Annotated in this window: 16 protein-coding genes and 1 tRNA gene; 13 read left to right on the top strand and 4 right to left on the bottom strand. The window is 60.7% G+C overall.

The window, feature by feature from the left end:
- Window positions 1-17 precede the first annotated feature (17 nt).
- Window positions 18-94: transfer RNA gene (locus tag AWB77_RS27655), tRNA-Ile, on the top strand.
- An 817-nt stretch (window positions 95-911) separates the two neighbouring features.
- On the opposite strand, the gene AWB77_RS27665 is transcribed toward AWB77_RS27655, so the two are convergent.
- The gene (locus tag AWB77_RS27665; protein ID WP_061137655.1) at window positions 912-1,625 is read right to left on the bottom strand and encodes a hypothetical protein; all 714 of its coding nucleotides are present in this window, start codon (window positions 1,623-1,625) and stop codon (window positions 912-914) included.
- A gap of 688 nt (window positions 1,626-2,313) precedes the next feature.
- On the opposite strand from AWB77_RS27665, the gene AWB77_RS36520 reads away from it, so the two are divergent.
- The 10 genes from AWB77_RS36520 (at window position 2,314) to tssE (ending at window position 12,288) form a co-directional block, all read left to right on the top strand.
- Window positions 2,314-2,859: a hypothetical protein gene (locus AWB77_RS36520; protein WP_167354185.1), complete on the top strand. Its 546-nt coding sequence runs from the start codon at window positions 2,314-2,316 to the stop codon at window positions 2,857-2,859.
- Window positions 2,860-3,344: 485 nt separating this feature from the next.
- Window positions 3,345-3,806 (top strand): type VI secretion IcmF C-terminal domain-containing protein, encoded by a 462-nt coding sequence (locus AWB77_RS27675; protein WP_341845005.1) that lies wholly within the window; start codon window positions 3,345-3,347, stop codon window positions 3,804-3,806.
- The gene (gene tssA, locus AWB77_RS27680; protein ID WP_061137658.1) at window positions 3,803-5,383 is read left to right on the top strand and encodes a type VI secretion system protein TssA; all 1,581 of its coding nucleotides are present in this window, start codon (window positions 3,803-3,805) and stop codon (window positions 5,381-5,383) included. The genes AWB77_RS27675 and tssA overlap by 4 nt, the downstream gene beginning before the upstream one ends.
- A 7-nt stretch (window positions 5,384-5,390) precedes the next feature.
- Window positions 5,391-7,250, top strand: coding sequence for a type VI secretion system baseplate subunit TssF (tssF, locus tag AWB77_RS27685; RefSeq protein WP_061137659.1), 1,860 nt, complete (start codon window positions 5,391-5,393; stop codon window positions 7,248-7,250).
- Window positions 7,214-8,344, top strand: coding sequence for a type VI secretion system baseplate subunit TssG (gene tssG / locus AWB77_RS27690; protein WP_061137660.1), 1,131 nt, complete (start codon window positions 7,214-7,216; stop codon window positions 8,342-8,344). The genes tssF and tssG overlap by 37 nt, the downstream gene beginning before the upstream one ends.
- Window positions 8,345-8,355: 11 nt before the next feature.
- Window positions 8,356-8,886, top strand: coding sequence for a type VI secretion system lipoprotein TssJ (gene tssJ, locus AWB77_RS27695; protein ID WP_061137661.1), 531 nt, complete (start codon window positions 8,356-8,358; stop codon window positions 8,884-8,886).
- Between the two features lie 53 nt (window positions 8,887-8,939).
- On the top strand, window positions 8,940-9,668 hold the full coding sequence (gene tssJ, locus AWB77_RS27700; protein ID WP_061137662.1) for a type VI secretion system lipoprotein TssJ: 729 nt from the start codon (window positions 8,940-8,942) through the stop codon (window positions 9,666-9,668).
- A gap of 303 nt (window positions 9,669-9,971) precedes the next feature.
- Entirely contained in the window at window positions 9,972-10,397 is a 426-nt protein-coding gene (locus AWB77_RS27705; RefSeq protein ID WP_244158668.1) for an OmpA family protein, read from the top strand.
- 75 nt (window positions 10,398-10,472) lie between these two features.
- Window positions 10,473-11,825 (top strand): type VI secretion system baseplate subunit TssK, encoded by a 1,353-nt coding sequence (tssK, locus tag AWB77_RS27710; protein ID WP_061137664.1) that lies wholly within the window; start codon window positions 10,473-10,475, stop codon window positions 11,823-11,825.
- A gap of 34 nt (window positions 11,826-11,859) precedes the next feature.
- Entirely contained in the window at window positions 11,860-12,288 is a 429-nt protein-coding gene (gene tssE, locus AWB77_RS27715; RefSeq protein WP_061137665.1) for a type VI secretion system baseplate subunit TssE, read from the top strand.
- A 28-nt stretch (window positions 12,289-12,316) separates the two neighbouring features.
- Here the strand turns inward: tssE and AWB77_RS27720 are convergent, their stop codons facing one another.
- Window positions 12,317-13,261 (bottom strand): M23 family metallopeptidase, encoded by a 945-nt coding sequence (locus tag AWB77_RS27720; protein WP_061137666.1) that lies wholly within the window; start codon window positions 13,259-13,261, stop codon window positions 12,317-12,319.
- Between the two features lie 313 nt (window positions 13,262-13,574).
- Here AWB77_RS27720 and AWB77_RS37085 point away from each other — a divergent pair, with 313 nt between their 5' ends.
- Both AWB77_RS37085 and AWB77_RS37090 read left to right on the top strand, forming a co-directional pair.
- Window positions 13,575-14,477: a DUF262 domain-containing protein gene (locus AWB77_RS37085; protein WP_244158669.1), complete on the top strand. Its 903-nt coding sequence runs from the start codon at window positions 13,575-13,577 to the stop codon at window positions 14,475-14,477.
- Window positions 14,478-14,493: 16 nt separating this feature from the next.
- A complete protein-coding gene (locus AWB77_RS37090) occupies window positions 14,494-15,414 on the top strand; it encodes a hypothetical protein (protein WP_244158670.1) in 921 nt (306 codons plus the stop codon).
- A gap of 78 nt (window positions 15,415-15,492) precedes the next feature.
- Here the strand turns inward: AWB77_RS37090 and AWB77_RS27730 are convergent, their stop codons facing one another.
- Window positions 15,493-15,834 (bottom strand): zinc ribbon domain-containing protein YjdM, encoded by a 342-nt coding sequence (locus AWB77_RS27730; RefSeq protein ID WP_061137737.1) that lies wholly within the window; start codon window positions 15,832-15,834, stop codon window positions 15,493-15,495.
- A 24-nt stretch (window positions 15,835-15,858) separates the two neighbouring features.
- Window positions 15,859-16,119: a hypothetical protein gene (locus AWB77_RS27735; protein ID WP_157694932.1), complete on the bottom strand. Its 261-nt coding sequence runs from the start codon at window positions 16,117-16,119 to the stop codon at window positions 15,859-15,861.
- Between the last annotated feature and the right edge of the window lie 81 nt (window positions 16,120-16,200).

The following is a 16,200-nucleotide window of genomic DNA, read 5'->3' on the forward strand; positions in this document are numbered from 1 at the left end:
GCCCTGTCTCTCTTGAAGGGCCGGAAGCTTAACTGGTATAAGCTGTCGACTCATAATCGACCGATAGTGGGTTCGAGTCCCACCCGGCCCACCATTGCATTCTCCGCTAATTCAGAGACTTAGCGCCACTTTTCCGCCACCAGTTTGCCTTCAGGGACACACCGGGGACAATGGCGGGGACGATGTGGGTCCATGTGACGCACTGGGGCGAGACGCGTTTGGGGACGCTGGTGGGTCACAGCACCCACGCGGCGGTTGACGTTGCCGCCTTGCCCAGCCTGGGTTTGCGCCGCTTCTATTCTGCATCCCAAAATAAAAGGAACCCACCATGAGCCCGCTTCATCCCAAACAGGGATCAACGTAACGCGAAGGAGTCGGAAGAGCAAAGCCGGAGCTTTTTGTTGCGACTCGACATTGCTATCCGCTCGAAGTAATCTTCGCCTCGCTCGGATAATCTGCGTTCGCACGCGAGAGGTCGGAAATCGGGATGGGCTCGACCAACGCCGGGGGCGTCGGCGCTGCCCTGAAGCAGATCGCACATCCACGCGACCAATACGTCGACTTTATGCTTTGTGAGCGATATCTGAATGTCGATACCGGAGGCCGCGTCGAGTTGCGCGTTCCCCGGATCGAGGATGCCGTGGTATTGGCGTTAGGAATTGTTCAGCGCCTAATCGACCGTCAACGGGCCGATGCGGTCGGTCGCGCGCCAGCGGCGGCACGGTCGGGAGCGGTCGCGCACCACTATGGCAAGCGGATAGAGCAGCCTGGGGTCGGTGGGGGCGGCCTCGTCGGCCTTGGAGCGGGCCGAGGCACGGCGCTCCTGTGCGCGCTGCCCGGTGCGCGGCCACGGCGTTTTGGCTGCTCACGGATAAGGGTGGACACAAAAAACCCCGCTGGAGATGGGAGGCTCATGCCTTAATACAGATTTTGGTTCGAGAGCATTGCGCGAGGTATCCATCTATCCGCTGCAATAAGTCCGTCACGCTCTTTTCAAGCGCGGCGTCGAGTTCCTTCAGATTGACGGCTTGTGAGGTCAGTTTCGCAAGAATCTGCTTGATTTGCTCAACGCGCTCCCACGGCATCGCTCCCGAAACTAGCGGAAGACTTCGCAGGCCGTTCAGTTCATGGATCGACGCGTTATTGATGTGAAAAGTCACGATCAGACTCTTCGCGAGGGCGTAGGTCTCAACGATGCTCTCCTGCAATCCGACATCCGAAACCCTACCGACCTGCACGCCTGCATTGTCATAGATCGAAAACGATTTTTCGCTGAACAGAAAATTGGCTCCGATGTAGTTCGTTCCGGTCTCCACATCCTGAAAGTTTGGCCGTATGCGACTGTAGTTCTTCCATGCAACGCTTGCTTCCGCCCGTATGGCTTGTAGAAAAGAGCAGACTTCAGCTCTTTCTTTCTCTTCTGCCAGAATCGCCGAATGCTTATTCTGAAAATAGGGAACAGCGATCGCTACAGCAAAAGCTGAGAGCACGCCCAACAATGTGAAGATCGCGCTGGCTAATGATATGTAGTCTGCAATCTTCCAACCGTCGTCATCGGGCGTTGGCGTACAAAAGGCTGCGACAGAGTGAAGAATCCCAAGGAATAGCGAGCACGTGTGCATCATGTCTTGATCGTTGTTAAATCGTGCGAATCATCTCAGACCATCCTCCATGTCTTCATCCTCACGCTCCCCACCGCACTCTCGGCCCCATCCCCGCAGAAGATGAAGAGCTTACGTAACTGAGCGAAAGGTGAGTGAGTGCAGTCAGATTCGATAGCACAAAAATCTCGACGACTCTAATGTTTGAAATCCTACTCATCGTCTCGTTCGGCAATGAAATAGCCATGGTCGTTAATGGCTCCCCGGCGTGTAACTTCATGTACGGTAGCATTTCCACGAGGACGTATGAAGAGGCGGGCCCGTTTGACCCAAACTGCTGAGATTGCAAGCGCGGAAGTAGCCCAATGAATCCCTTGCCCCACTCTTCGTCAAGATAGTCTCGGTAAGATAGGCAGCCAAGTACCCAAAGCTTTGTTGACCCGCTACGAATGCTCCTCAAAATGTCAGGAGAAAGATTAAGTCCCTGCTCAACCACAACGTCATTGTCTGTTGAGACGATCTGCCCGTAGGTCCTCGGTATCTCTCGAAAGCCCGGATTAAACGACGCGTTACCGTCGACGTATTAGGGATGCGACGGATTTCCGTTCGATACTTCAATTAAACAACGCTGGGCTGTGACCTCCGCACTAGTCACGCCGTGGTTCTTCAATCGCACGCGAATGATGCCGTGCAACGAACCGTACTCCGTCGAATGAAACTCGCCGACGGACATATCATCAACAACGAATCGCGGACGCTGAGTTGCGGAAGCTATGCTTGCACTCGACAAGGCAGCTTTCGCGCTAAGGTCAGCCGCCTTTGCGGACTTCCAAGCCAACCAGCCAAGCAATGCCGTATTGACCAAAGTGAGCGCTGCCGCAATGGCGCCTACAAACACTTGCAGCCAGTCAGTAAGTTTCGGCGCAACTATGAACCCGCATGGCGTCCGAATCAGGTCGATGCGTTGAAGACAAAATGCTGGCAGACGGTCGGACGCGGTACGCGCTCGTGGCGATTTTATTCGGTCCGGACCAGTACAAAAAGAACTTCTACATCCATTTCTGCCAGAACGTGCTCGCCCGCCGATCCGACCGCAACGCGCCTATGCAAGGCGCGCCTCGACAGGATCTGCGCGCTCGATCAGCGATCGAAAAAGGGTATTGGTCCGCATGAACTGCAGGCTTGCGGCGGCTATCTACCGGATGGCAGTCATGTTGAGAGACCGCCGCGCCGCTGCATTCGCACGTTGCTGCGATGAACACCGACGATTTCGTGGTCCGCCCGCGTCTTCAGTTCGTCGACACGTCGACAAGTTCAATCGGGCCGATGCGTGGCAGTCGCTCGGCCGGGAGATCGATCGATTGCTCAGGGTCCCGAATCTGATCCGTGTGAGGGCGGTGGCTTAGCAGTGCGCTGCTGCCTTAGAACTTCCGTCAAGCTGCAGACGCACGATCGGCGACTGCGACGTCACCCAAAGCGCCCTACATTCGGACAATTCCCAAATAAGCGCCATACAACGCTGCTCATAAAAATACCGGGGCACGATCCCGCTGATTTTTGGCATCATTCGGCATGCCAATGAATCGTGCGATGCAACCTTCGAGCCGATAGCGCGTCCGTCGTTGCTGTAATCGAACAGATGGCGCATATCAGGGGAGTGTTTCGCATGTCAAAGGTGTTGCCGAGTCAGGCCTACGAGTTTCATGAGATTGAGGAACGCGAGGCGTACCGACGCCCGGCATCATCGGTATGAAGATCGTGTCATCCGGTCAAAAGTTTCATTGCTCAAATCAGATAGAGCAGCGGCTGCCGTTCGCATCGCCGGGGCGGGCGCTGAATAACATTGCCCGGCTCCAAACGCAGATCGACGCGGGCGGCTTGCGCTCGACGCTATATCCGCAGGCGCGCTTCGCGCTCATCCGTTTGATGACTCGCGCAAAGATCTCACAGCGTGACAACGCGCGCTATCGACTCTCGTGGTCGCCTGATCAGAATGCGGGGCCGACGCTTTCAGTCCAGTTGCGCGCCGAGAGCGGTGCGGGTCCGCTCGACATCCTTACGTCGCGGAATTTCACGTCGCCCGCGCGCATCTGCGAGACCAAGTCATTCGTTGATCGATCCGCGGGCCCCAATCCTCCACTTCTACCGCCAGGCGCGTTCATTGCCGCGCGAAAAGCGGGTGTACCCCTGCCGGGAGATGAATGATGCTGGCAAGTCTTCTCAAGAAACTCTTTCCGGCACAGGACGCCGAGCAGTTTGCGCGAGCGCGCCTCGACGCATGGAGCGCATGGCTCGTGCCGCTTTCCGGTGAAAGCGATGTCGGGCGCGATCCCGGTTACGAAGATGCCTTCTTCGAAGTGAAGGACGAAGCGGGCAAGCTGTCGGACATCGACGATGCCTTGATCGCCCGCACCTGCGAGCAACTGACAAAGGAAATCGGCAAGGACCTGCGCGTGGCGAGCTTTTATGCGTTTGCGCGTCTGCGTCAGGATGGCACGGCCGGATTCGCGGACGGCCTCGAACTGATCGCGGCTTTGGTTGACCGGTTCGGTGACCTGCTGCACCCATCGCGCGCCGAAGCGAAGAAGGGCGCGCTGGAGATGATTGCGACCGCGCGCATCCTCGACCTGCTCGATGTCCGTGGCGCATTCGCGCCTGTCGACCTGGAACGCGCAATCGCCGCGCTGGATGTGATCGTCGGGCGCACGAGTGAGTGGGCTCAGGCCGCGCGTCCGAATCTGCAGGCGCTCGTCGTGCGCTTCGAGCGTAACGACGACACGCAAAGCGCCGAGCCGAGCGCGACCGCACCGATTCCCACGAGTTCGACGCTGCCGTCCTCGGGCCCGATCGCTTCGACGCGCGACCTGCTGGATCAGGCTCGCACGATGGCCGCGTGGCTGCGCGATCAGGAGAACGGCTATCTGCCATCGGCGCGTCTGGTGCGCGGCATCCGTTGGGACACGCTGCACGAAGTGCCGCCTGGCGACGCGAGTGGACGCACTCGCATCGAACCGCCGCGCGCTGAGCTCCGCCAGCAGTTCAAGCGGCTCGTGCTGCAGAAGCAGTGGAACGAATTGCTCGAACGCGTCGAAGGCGCATTCATGGAAGGCGTCAACCACTTGTGGTTCGACCTGCAATATTTCCAGCACGTGGCGCTCGATAACGCGGGCGCGCCCTACAGCGCATGGCGGGAGTTGCTGCGCGCCGACTTCGCACTTTTCCTCGAACGCCTGCCCGGAATTGAGCGTCTGTCGTTCAACGACGGCACGCCCTTCGCCGACGACGCCACGCTCGAATGGATCGCCCGTCACGCGGTGGTCCGCGATCTCGAAGCGGGCGAGAGCTTGGCGGCGCTGCCCGTGTCCGCCGATGCGGACGAGCACTCAGCCGGCGATTGGCCGGAAATCGAAGCACAGGCGCGCGATGTGTCGGCGCGAGAAGGCGTCGAAGCGGCGTTCGCGTGGCTCGACGCGTTGCCGGGCATGAGGACGGAACGTCATCGGTATCTGCAGCGCCTGGTGATGGCGCGCGTCGCCGACTTCGCCGGCCGCACGGACGCCACCTTGGCCCTGCTCGCCGAACTCGACGCCGCCGCCACAACGCTGCCGCTTACGCGCTGGGAACCGGCGCTCGTCTTCGAAGTGAAGCAGCAACTGCTACGCGCGCTGAAATCGCAAACGACGCGCAAAGATGCCGACAAGACCAAACTTACCGCGCGCATCGACGATCTGCGCAACCAACTGACCGTGCTCGATCCGGCGCGCGCGTTGACGCTCTCTTGACGAAACAATGAAGAACCCCTACGCAATCGACGGCGACCCGAACGCCGCTATCGACACCCATCACGACGATCCCGTGCTCGGCTACTACGAAGCCGAAATGCGCTATCTGCGCGAGTCGGGGCGCGAGTTCGCCCGGGCGCATCCGGACCGCGCGCGCATGCTCAATCTGGATCGCATCGGCGATCGCGATCCATATGTCGAGCGCCTCTACGAAGGTTTTGCGTTTCTGACCGGCCGTTTGCAGCAAAAACTCGACGACGAACTCCCGGAACTGACCGAAGGCCTCGTCAGTCTCCTGTGGCCGCACTATCTGCGGATGATTCCGTCGCTCTCGGTGGTGGAACTCATTCCCCTCGGCGAGAAGATGCAGAGCACGATTGCCGTGCCGGCCGGCGTGCCCGTGCGCTCCGCGCCGATTCCCGTACCGAAGGAGCACGGAGAAGGCGTGACGCCTGAAACCGTGCAGTGCCTTTATCGCACGACGCAAGCCGTGACGCTTCAGCCGCTCCAGATCACCCGGGCCGGACCCGCCGTGCGTCATGACGGCAAATCGGTGATCCGCATCGCGTTCGAACTCGATCATTCGACGCGACGCGCCGAGACAGACCTGTCGCGCATCCGCCTGCATTTGAGCGCGGAGCTGCCGACCGCCTTCGCGATGCATCTGGCGTTCACGCGTCACGTCGAGTCGATCAATTGGCGCGTGCCCGAAGTCCGCGATGGCGAGGCGCGCCCGCTCCCGGGCATCACGCTCGAAGCAGCGGGATTTTCGGCCGACGAACGCCTGTGGCCCAAGGCCGATGCCGCGTTCTCCGGATATCAGTTGCTGCTCGAATATTTCACGTTCCGCGAGAAGTTTCTCTTCGTCGACATTTGCGGTTTCGACCTCGATCAGCTTCCCGAACAGTCGACCCGGTTCGAGCTGGAGTTCGTGCTCCGGAAGGCCTATCCGTCCGACCAGCGCTTCAACAAGGACAACGTGCGCCTGTTCTGCTCGCCCGTCATCAACCTTTTTCAACTCGATGCCGAAACCGTCACCATCGATCATCACGAAACGGAATATCGCGTGGTGCCGGCAGGCTATCAGGGCGGCCACGTAGAAACCTATTCGGTCGATGCAGTCGAGTCGTTCGATCACCTGACCTCCGAGCGCTATGAGTACGTGCCCTTCGCGACCTTCCGTCATCGGGGCGGAATGTTGCGGCACGAATCGCCCGAACGGTATTTCCACACGCGCGTGCGCGCGGGGCTGGACGGTCTGCACGAAACCTGGCTGATTCTCGGCGGGAACGCGTGGGAGTCGATGGCCGATCTCCCCGAGGAAAGCCTGTCGCTGCGCGTCACCGGCACCAACGGACTTCTGCCGCGCAAGGGTTTGCGCGAGGCGCGTCTGGACGAACTCGCTGAAAGCACGCCGAACGTCGGTGGCGTGCGCAACCTCGTGGCGCCCACGCTGCCGCTCTATCCGCCCACCGGCGACCGCTTCCAGTGGCGGGTGCTCTCGCATCTCGCGCCCAACTTCCTCTCGATGATGAACGCGGAAGTGCTGCGCGGCGCGCTCGCGCTCTATGACTGGACCAACGATGAACTCAATCGAAGACGGCTGGCGGGCATTCTGCACGTATCGGAGGAACTGCTCGAGGAGATCACCGGTGGCGCGGTCGAACGCGGTGTACTGATCGAAGTCACGCTCGATTCGCAAGCCTTCTCCGGAGAGGGCGATGTGATGCTGTTCGGCGAACTGCTGCATCGCTTCTTCGAGTCGTATGCGGAAGTGAATCTTTTTACGAAGCTCGCGCTCGTGACGCTGCCGTCGAAGGCGCGTATCGAATGGCCGCGCAGCAAGTCGCATCGGGCGCCGCTATGAAGCCGCGCGATATTCCGAATGTGGAGCCGCTGGTCGCTGCATTGCTCTCGCGCGCGCCGCGCATGAACTTCATGCAACTGTGCCGGCTGTTCCAAGCGAGCGCGCCGGACCGTGCCGGTTTCGGCGAACGCGACACGCCGGCGCACGAACCGGTGCGTTTCCGTCCGAGCCCGCGCATGGGCTTTCCGGCAGGCGAAATCGCGGCGGTCGAGTTCGATGACACCGACGACGGCGGATACGGCGAACCGCTGCCGCCGACGATCCGCACGACCTTCATGGGCCTGTACGGCGTCGATGCGGTGATGCCGACGCACTATCTCGACGACATCGCCATGCGCGAGGAAGGGCACGAAGCCGTCGAAGCGTTTCTGGATCAGTTCAATCACCGGTTCGTGACGCTGTTGTATCGCGCGTGGAAGAAGTACCGCTATCCGGAAACCTTCCGGTACGGCGGCGCCGATCCATATTCTAAAAGCCTGCTGTGTCTCGCCGGCTTCGGCTGGGGCAGCAAGCCTGCGCGCGCGGGCTTGCCCGACTCGCGCATGCTCGCGTTGCTGGGGCTGCTGATTCAGCGCACGCGCACGCCCGAGGGGTTGGCCGGCGTGATCGCATTGGGCGCGCCGGGCGTGGATGTGCGCGTCGACGAGTTCTGGCCGGTGGCGCGGCGTGCGGGACAAGGGCAGCCGTTGAGCGCGAAAGCGGCGCCGGAAGTCAGGCCGAGGGGTCTGGGCGGTGGCTACGTGCTCGGCAAGCGCCTGCACTATCGCAGCCGCGCGGTTCGCGTGACGCTGCGTCCCACGAACGCGCAGCAGGCGCAGGATCTGTTGCCGGGCGCGTGGCTGCATCGGGATTTGATGGCGTTGGCGCGGCTATATATCGGCACGAAGGCGGATGTGCACATGCGTATGCAGATGTCCTCGCGCTACACGCCCGAGCCCGCGGTAGGCAAGTCACGCGCGGCCGTATCGCCGCGTTTGGGCTGGACGGTCGTGCTGCCCGCGAAGGATGAAGGGACGATTACAGTCGCACTCGGCGTGTGCGAAGCGTTTCCGGCGTCGCAGCCGAACCCGTATCTCGAACCGCACGCCGCATGAGGGGGCACACGATGTCGAAATTTTTCACTGCGTTCAGCGTGCTCGCGATCGTCTCGCTGCCGGGCTGCGGGATCTGGCAGGCGGCATCCGATGGCACCGCGCACGCCTATCACGCGATGACCGACTGGCGCGTCGAAACAGTCGACGTCGACATGAGCGCGAGCGCCGACCTGAACCCCGATGCGTCGGGCCATGCGCGATCGGTGGCGGTGCGCGTCTATCAGTTGACGGACCGGAAGCGCTTCGATAAAGCGTCGTTCGATGAACTCGTTCGCAACGATCAGACCGTGCTCGCGCCGGATTTGCAGGCGGACGTGGCGACGGTGATCAATCCGGGCGCATCGGCGAGTTTGTCGCAGCCGATGCAGAAGGACACCGCATACATCGCGATCGCCGCGTTCTATCAAGGCGCCGACAAGTCGGGAACGTGGAAGCAGGTGATTCCGGCCAGAAAACTGCCGGACGACGCGCCGCTGAAGTTGACGCTATCCGGTGCAAAACTCGGCGTGAGCGAAACGAGCGCGCAGACGCGCCGGAAATGAGCAATCCTGATTCGCCGAACCAACACATCATGGAGTGAAAGTAGGGCAACGCAATGCAGAAACATCGATTCAACGCTTCACGCGCACTCGCCGCGGCGAGTCTTCTGTCGCTTGCTGGCTGCGGCGTCTGGCAAGCGACTAGGGACACCACGGTAAGCGCCGCCGAATGGGTCTTCACGACGCAGGTCAAGACGATGAATGTCGAACTGACTAGCCGGGCCGCATTGAACGAGAATACGACAGGCCAGCCGCTTTCGACGGTCATCCGGCTCTATCAATTGAAGGATTCGAAGACCTTTGCGCAACTCGAATACGTTCAGTTGCAAAACGCCGATCTGGAGTTGCTCAAGGCCGATCTCGTCGCCACGAAGGATGTCGTGCTGCGCCCCGACGCGAGCGCCACCGTCTCCGAACCGATGCAGAAGGATGCCGAATACGTGGGCGTCGTGGCGTTCTTCCGTTCGCCCAGCAGCGCAAGCGCATGGAAGCTGCTCATCCCGAAGAAGCAGTGGAAGGATACGGATCCGGTCAAGATCGTCGTGAAAGGCAATCTGCTCACGATGGAAGGCGCGGACCCGAAGCCGGTGCGGCGCGATGCACCGCAACAGTCGGTGCCGAAATCCGGCGCGATGCTGGATTCGGCCGCGTCAGGCGTGTCGCGTGCATCAGCTGCGGGCAAGGCTGCCGCGCAGAACGCCGGCGCTGCGGCCGATGCGCTCACCGACGCAAAGGCAAGCGCCGCTTCGCTCACGAAGAGCGCGGCGGGACTGATTTCTAATTGACGGACCGCGACGATTCGAGACCGTCGCAGCCCATTTTGTCAAAATTCTGCGTGCGGCGGTTCCAGCGTTCGCAAGCGATTCATCCCTGATACAGTCGAAGAGGAAGTGCATCGATCTTCTGCCGGTAAATTGATCAGGATGTCAAACTATGTGTCTGGACTCTCTCAGGCCGTATAACAACGCAGTCTCACATCGAAAAGCCAATAAAACATGAAGTCCGTTCTTTCTATTACTACTTGTGCGCTTGCCGGATTGCTGCTGGCGGCCTGCGCCACGGGTCCGAATCGGAACGAAGAAATCGCATTGAATCAGCAGGTTGGCATCGAGGTGACGCAGATCAAGGACGGCGTGCAGGTGCGCTTGCCAGACCGCGTGCTGTTCGATTTCGACAAGGCTGACCTGCGCAGCAACTCTGGCGCGGCCATTCAGCGCGCGGTCGTGCTGCTCAAGCGCAGTCAGAAGCCTGTGATCGTCGAGGGTCATACCGACAACACCGGCACGCACGAATATAACCAGGCGCTCTCCGAGAATCGCGCAAACACCGTGGCGGGGGCGCTCGAGCAGCGCGGCATCGCCGCCTCGCGCATCAAGACGAAGGGTTTTGCGTACGATCGCCCGACGGCGAGCAACGGCACGCCTGAAGGACAAGCGAAGAACCGCCGGACGGAAATCGTCGTGATCGGCGAATCGCTCGATGCAATCATGGGCAAGCCCGTGAGCAACCGCTAAACCGTTCGCATCGGAAAGACGCGTATCCGGCGCACTCGGCGTCAACATATTTTCAAGCAAGGCGAAGCGCAATCCATGCGGATCGATAAACCGCTCTGGCACGAAGGCCTGATTCTCACGCAACAACATTTTCAGCAGCAAGAGCGATGGACCGAGTTCGCGCTGCGCCAGGTCGCCACGGCTGCGCTGGCGCATCCGTGGGGCACGCTCGATGTCGCCATCGACGAAGACGCGCTCGCCGCCGGGCGCGTCAAGCTCACACGGCTGAAGTTGCGCTTTCCCGATGGCACGCCGGTCGACAGCACGGTCGCCGATACGTTGCCGCCAGCACGGGTCCTTACGCAAGGCGTGAGTGTCGATCGGCAAAGCGTCACGGTGCTCGCCGCGCTTGCATTGCCGGATGCGAACGGCGACAACTGCCGCATGGACGAGACGGTGCTGACGCGTCCGCGTCGCTCGTTTCGCGAGTTCGTCAGGGTGACCGACCTGAACGGTACCGATGAAGTGGAGATCGCGGCGGAGCGGCACGCGGTGCGCGTGCTGTTCGACTTCGAGCCGCACGCCGACGACACCGTCTGCGCCATCGCGCGTCTCACTCGATCGACGAGCGGTCAGTTTCAACTCGACCCGCGTTTCGTGCCGCCGTGCTTCACGCTCGCGGCGCATGCGCTGCATACCGAGCGCATCGCCCGTATCGCCGACATTTTGCTGGCCAAGAGTCTGGCATTGGGCACGCGTCGCAGTGAGCGTATCGAGCAGGTGGCCGAGTACGGCGTCGCCGACGTGCAGTTGTTCTGGCTGCTGCATTGCATTCACGCGGCGTGGCCGAGGCTGCGGTACCTCGCATCGAGCCCGAATCAGCCGCCCGAACGGCTGTACGGCGTGCTGTCGGAATTGGTGAGCGCGCTCATGACTTTTTCGACGGGCTCGCAGCTTACCGATATCCCGCTCTACGATCACGCGCGCGCTGATGAAGTGTTCGCCGAGCTGGAGTCGCGCATTCGTTCGCTGCTCGATGCCATCATTCCGTCGCGCGTCGTGTCTATCGATTTGACGCATTCGAACACGACGACGTGGACCGGCCAGATTCTCGACGAGCGTATCGCGGAGGGCGCGGCCGACTGGTATCTCTCAGTCAACTCGACGCTGCCTGCATTCGAGCTCATCGAGCGCATTCCGCATCTGTGCAAGATCGGCGCGCCCGACGAGGTCGATCGCATCGTGAACTCGGCGCTGGCGGGCATCGCGCTCAAGCCCGTGCAACGCGTGCCGGCAGCCATCCCGGTGCGGCTGGACAACCAGTATTTCGCGCTCGACGCCACGAGTCCCGCGCACGCGCGCATGCTTGCGGCGCGCGCCTGTCAGGTCTATCTGCCCGCAGCGCTGCCCGATGTCTCGCTCGAACTCTATGCGGTGTTGCGCTCATGAGGTCGCAGTCGTTCGCCGCGGAAGGGCGCTACTGATGCCAGCGGGTCCTTCACTCTACGACATGCTGCTCGGCCAGATCGATGGCGAGCCGATCGGCAATTTCGACGACCGCACGCTCGAGGCGCTGAGCGTGCAGCAGAACGTGCGGCGCATCCTTAACACGCGCGCTGGCGCGCTCAAGCATCTGCCCGACTATGGCTTGCCCGATCTGACCAATATCTACAAGGCGCTGCCGGCGTCATCGCAAGCGCTCAGGGAGCAGATGGAAGTGACGCTTCTGAAGTACGAACCGCGTATTCGCGCGATCGACGTGGCGATGATCGACACGAACGAACCCGGGCTGCAAGTGAGCTTCGAGATGACGTGTCATCTGAAGAAGTCGGGGCTGGTGCGGTTCGGCACATACTTCATGCCGCCGGGCGTCTTCCGGCTGGAACGACGTGTACGCGAGGGGAAAATCTGATGTCGCCGTCTATCGTCGTGGCGCGGCTTCACGCATCGGACGCGCTCGCGAACAGCGCAAGATAGTCTGCCGGATCGACCGGTTTTCCGGCAACGCGGACTTCGAAATGCAGATGCGGGCCCGTCGAGCGACCGGTCGAGCCGACTTCGGCTATCGTCGCGCCCGGTTGGACTTGTTGTCCGACGTGCACGTTGATCTTCGACGCGTGAGCGTAGCGCGTGATGAAGCCGTTGCCGTGATCGATCTCGACGGTATTGCCATAGCCCGGCATTGGTCCCGCGTGAATCACGCGGCCAGCGGCTGTCGCAAGCACGGGCGTGCCGGTCGGAGCGACAAGGTCTATCCCCGGATGGAAACTCATATGTTGCGTGAACGGGTCGCGCCGGTTGCCAAACGACGAACTGGTGCGCCCGAGCCCGATCGGACGGCGTCCGGGAAACGCTTCCCACGCCGCCTCGCGTTGCGCCACGCCTCGTTCGAGCGCGGCGAGCGTAGACGACAGGCAGTCGAGTTCGCCGCGCGCGACTCGTGCATCGGAACGTGTGTCGCTGGTTCGACAGGACCGAGGCGGCAGTTCGGGACCGCCCGCGGCGTTGCTGTAGGCGGTGCGCTCGGCCGTCACCGCGCTCGTCGCGGTGGCGCGAGGCGATTGCTTACGCAGACGCTGATCGAACGCGCTGAGTGAGTTCAACTGCGCGGCAAGCTGTCCCACGCGCGCGTCCAACGACGCGTTCGCGGCTTCCAGACGCGCGATATCTCCTGTCGCGTCGGCAGGCGCAGGGGAGAGGACGGCGGAAGTTGTCGCGGGCTCGGGATGGACATGCAGCGTCTGCGTGCCGTAATGTCCCAGCGCAAGACCGGCGGCTAGGGAGAGCACGACCGCCGCGCAGGCGGTCCGAACGATGCCGCGCAACGCGCCCCGCTGCATCACGATGTAGAGATCGTTCTTCGGATGCGAGTTGTACCAATCCATCTTGTGCTCCCTGCAACCCATGTCATTTTCGAGATGGTAGGGGTGTGCAGAGACGCTACATATCGGACAATTCAGATTGTTTTGAGATGGGCGTGCGTGCCATTAGGAACGGTCACGCGGCTTCGCGGAGTTGACCAGCGGCGGCAGGGAAGCTCAATCAATTAGCTTCGGATTGGAAACGCTAAGTTTCACTCGCGCATGAGTTTCAGCCGCGGGTGCGATTGATAGAATCATTGCGTGTCCATCACCGGGTTCTGCGGGTCGAGCGCCCACATGAACCGGTCGTGCCGCTACGTCTGACATCCGAAATTTCATGAGTACCTTCGATAGCACGAAGCGCTTGTTGCCCGAAATCCTCGGCGATATCGTCAAAGGCAAAATCCAGTTGCCAGATTTTCAGCGGGGCTGGGTCTGGGACGACGACCACATCCGCAGCCTTCTCGTGAGCGTTGCCAGATCGTTCCCGGTCGGAGCGGTCATGCTGCTGGAAACAGGAGGCGAAGCACGATTCCAGGTCCGTTCCGTAGAAGGCGTTGATTTGTCGTCGGCTGGTCCCGATGCCGAGCTGTTGATTCTCGACGGCCAACAACGCCTGACGACCCTGACGCAGGTTCTCGCGCTTTTAACGTCCGTGAAGACCCGAACAGAGAAAGGGAAGTCGATCGAGCGGCATTACTACTGGCACATTCCCACGGCGCTGGAAGGTGGGGAGCGACTCGAGGATGCAGTCGTCGCAACTGATCGAGACCGAGTGTTACGGTCGAATTTCGGTCGCGATGTGACGCTCGACCTCACCACGACGCAGAAGGAGTGCGAACAGCTTTATTTCCCCTGCAACCAGATTCTCAATTCGGACGCGTGGGAAGAGGCGTTGCAAGAACATGCGCCTGTACATTTCGGTTTGTATATGAAGTTCCGCAAGGAGGTTTTGGCGGCTTTCCGAAATTATCAACTTCCTGTGATTCAGCTTGACCGGTCGACGTCCAAGGAGGCGGTTTGTCTGGTCTTCGAAAAGGTCAACACAGGAGGCGTGCCGCTCAACGTGTTCGAACTGGTCACCGCCACCTATGCCGCCGATGGCTTCAATCTCCGTGACGACTGGCTCGGGAACGCGCAAGGTAACGGGACGGTATCCGCGATTGCGCGCGGACGAAATCCTTACGCCCGTCGAGTCGACCGACTTCCTGCAGGCTGTGTCGATGCTCCATACGCTTGAACGCCGGAAAGCGGACGTGGACGAAGGAAAGACAGGAAAGGCCGTGCAGCCTGTCAGCGCGAAGCGTGCCGCAATTCTTTCCATGCCGCTTTGGGCGTATCAGAAATGGGCCAATCAGGTCGAGACAGGTTTCGTTGCCGCCGCCAAATTTCTTCACATGGAGTGCATCACCAAGGCCCGAGAACTGCCGTATCGGACGCAGCTCGCGCCGCTTGCGGCCATCATGGTCCATCTGCAGGAACGCTGGCTGGAGCCGGCGATCTACACCAAGCTCGCACAATGGTTCTGGTGCGGCGTGTTGGGCGAACTGTATGGTGGCGCCATCGAAACGCGGATCGCAAACGACGTCGAGGACGTGCTCGCCTGGATCGAAAACAACGATGGCACACCGCGAACGGTCGTCGATGCCGTGTTCAATCCGGATCGCCTTGACCGCATGAGTTCCCGTCTCTCGGCTGCGTACAAGGGTTTGAACGTGCTGCTATTGCGCGAGGGGGCGCATGACTTCTTCTGGAAAGCGGAGATCAGAAAGCTCGATCAGGAAGAACTCGCACTCGATATTCACCACATCTTTCCTCAGGACTGGTGTGAGAAGAACGGAATCAAGCGCGCAATCTACAACTCGGTGGTGAACAAGACGCCCATTTCATACAAGGCGAATCGCATGATCGGCGGCCAGGCGCCGTCGGGTTATGTGCGCAAGCTGCAGACGCATACGCAGCTCAATGACGCAGCGATGAATGCAATTTTGGAGAGTCATAGAATCGACGTGGAAGCGCTGCGCCAGGATGATTTCGAGACTTTCTATGCCCAGCGCAAACAGGCGTTGATTCAACTTATCGAAAAGGCGATGGGAAAGAAGACTTCCCCATCGGCGCAGGCGGACGCGTCCGCGTTGGATGAACAGTTGTTCGAGGACGAAGTATCGGCCGAGTAACGGTGTCGAGTGCGGCCGCTGCGCAACCAGTGGCACTCGACAAGGCGTGATCGCACATGACCCGACACGCCACGCAGATCACGCTTTCTTGACGAACTCCGTCTTGAGACTCATTGCTCCGAAGCCATCGATCTTGCAATCGATGTCGTGGTCGGCGTCGACGAGGCGAATGTTCTTCACCTTCGTGCCCACCTTGATGACGCCGCCGCCGCCTTTCAACTTCAAGTCCTTGATGACGGTGACCGTATCGCCGTCGTGCAGAACGTTCCCGGCGGAATCGCGATAAACCTTCGTTTCCGATTCCGATTCAACGCTCGTTTGCGCGGTCCATTCGTGCCCGCATTCGGGGCAGAGAAAGATGCCGGCGTCTTCGTAAGTGAAGGCCGACTGGCATTGTCGACAGGGAGGCAGGGCGTTCAGCGTCATATTGTGATTGGCCGGCATTCAGGCGTTCCGGGTGGCGTCATCCACAGGCTCTTGCGACACGAGTCGCTGACGTTTGATCACGCCCAGATACGGGATATCGCTATCCGGTTCATGATAGAACACGCGCTGCGCGAGCGTCACGTTCGTGTGAAAGGCATTGGGATTTTGCTGGCGCAACACTGCGATGAGGGCATCGATAGCGGCCATTCGGCTATCGGCGTCCTGTTGCAGCACGGCGGTTTCCATCAGCGCGATGCGTTGATCAGAGGTGAGAAACACGTGACTTCCTTGCCATCGCGCGGGACGCAGGCTTTGGGATGATGAAGGGGCGACCGAGCCGTCGATTAGGGCGTGCGCGAG

The organism is Caballeronia fortuita, assembly GCF_001544835.2.
In the GTDB taxonomy this organism is placed as follows: domain Bacteria; phylum Pseudomonadota; class Gammaproteobacteria; order Burkholderiales; family Burkholderiaceae; genus Caballeronia; species Caballeronia fortuita.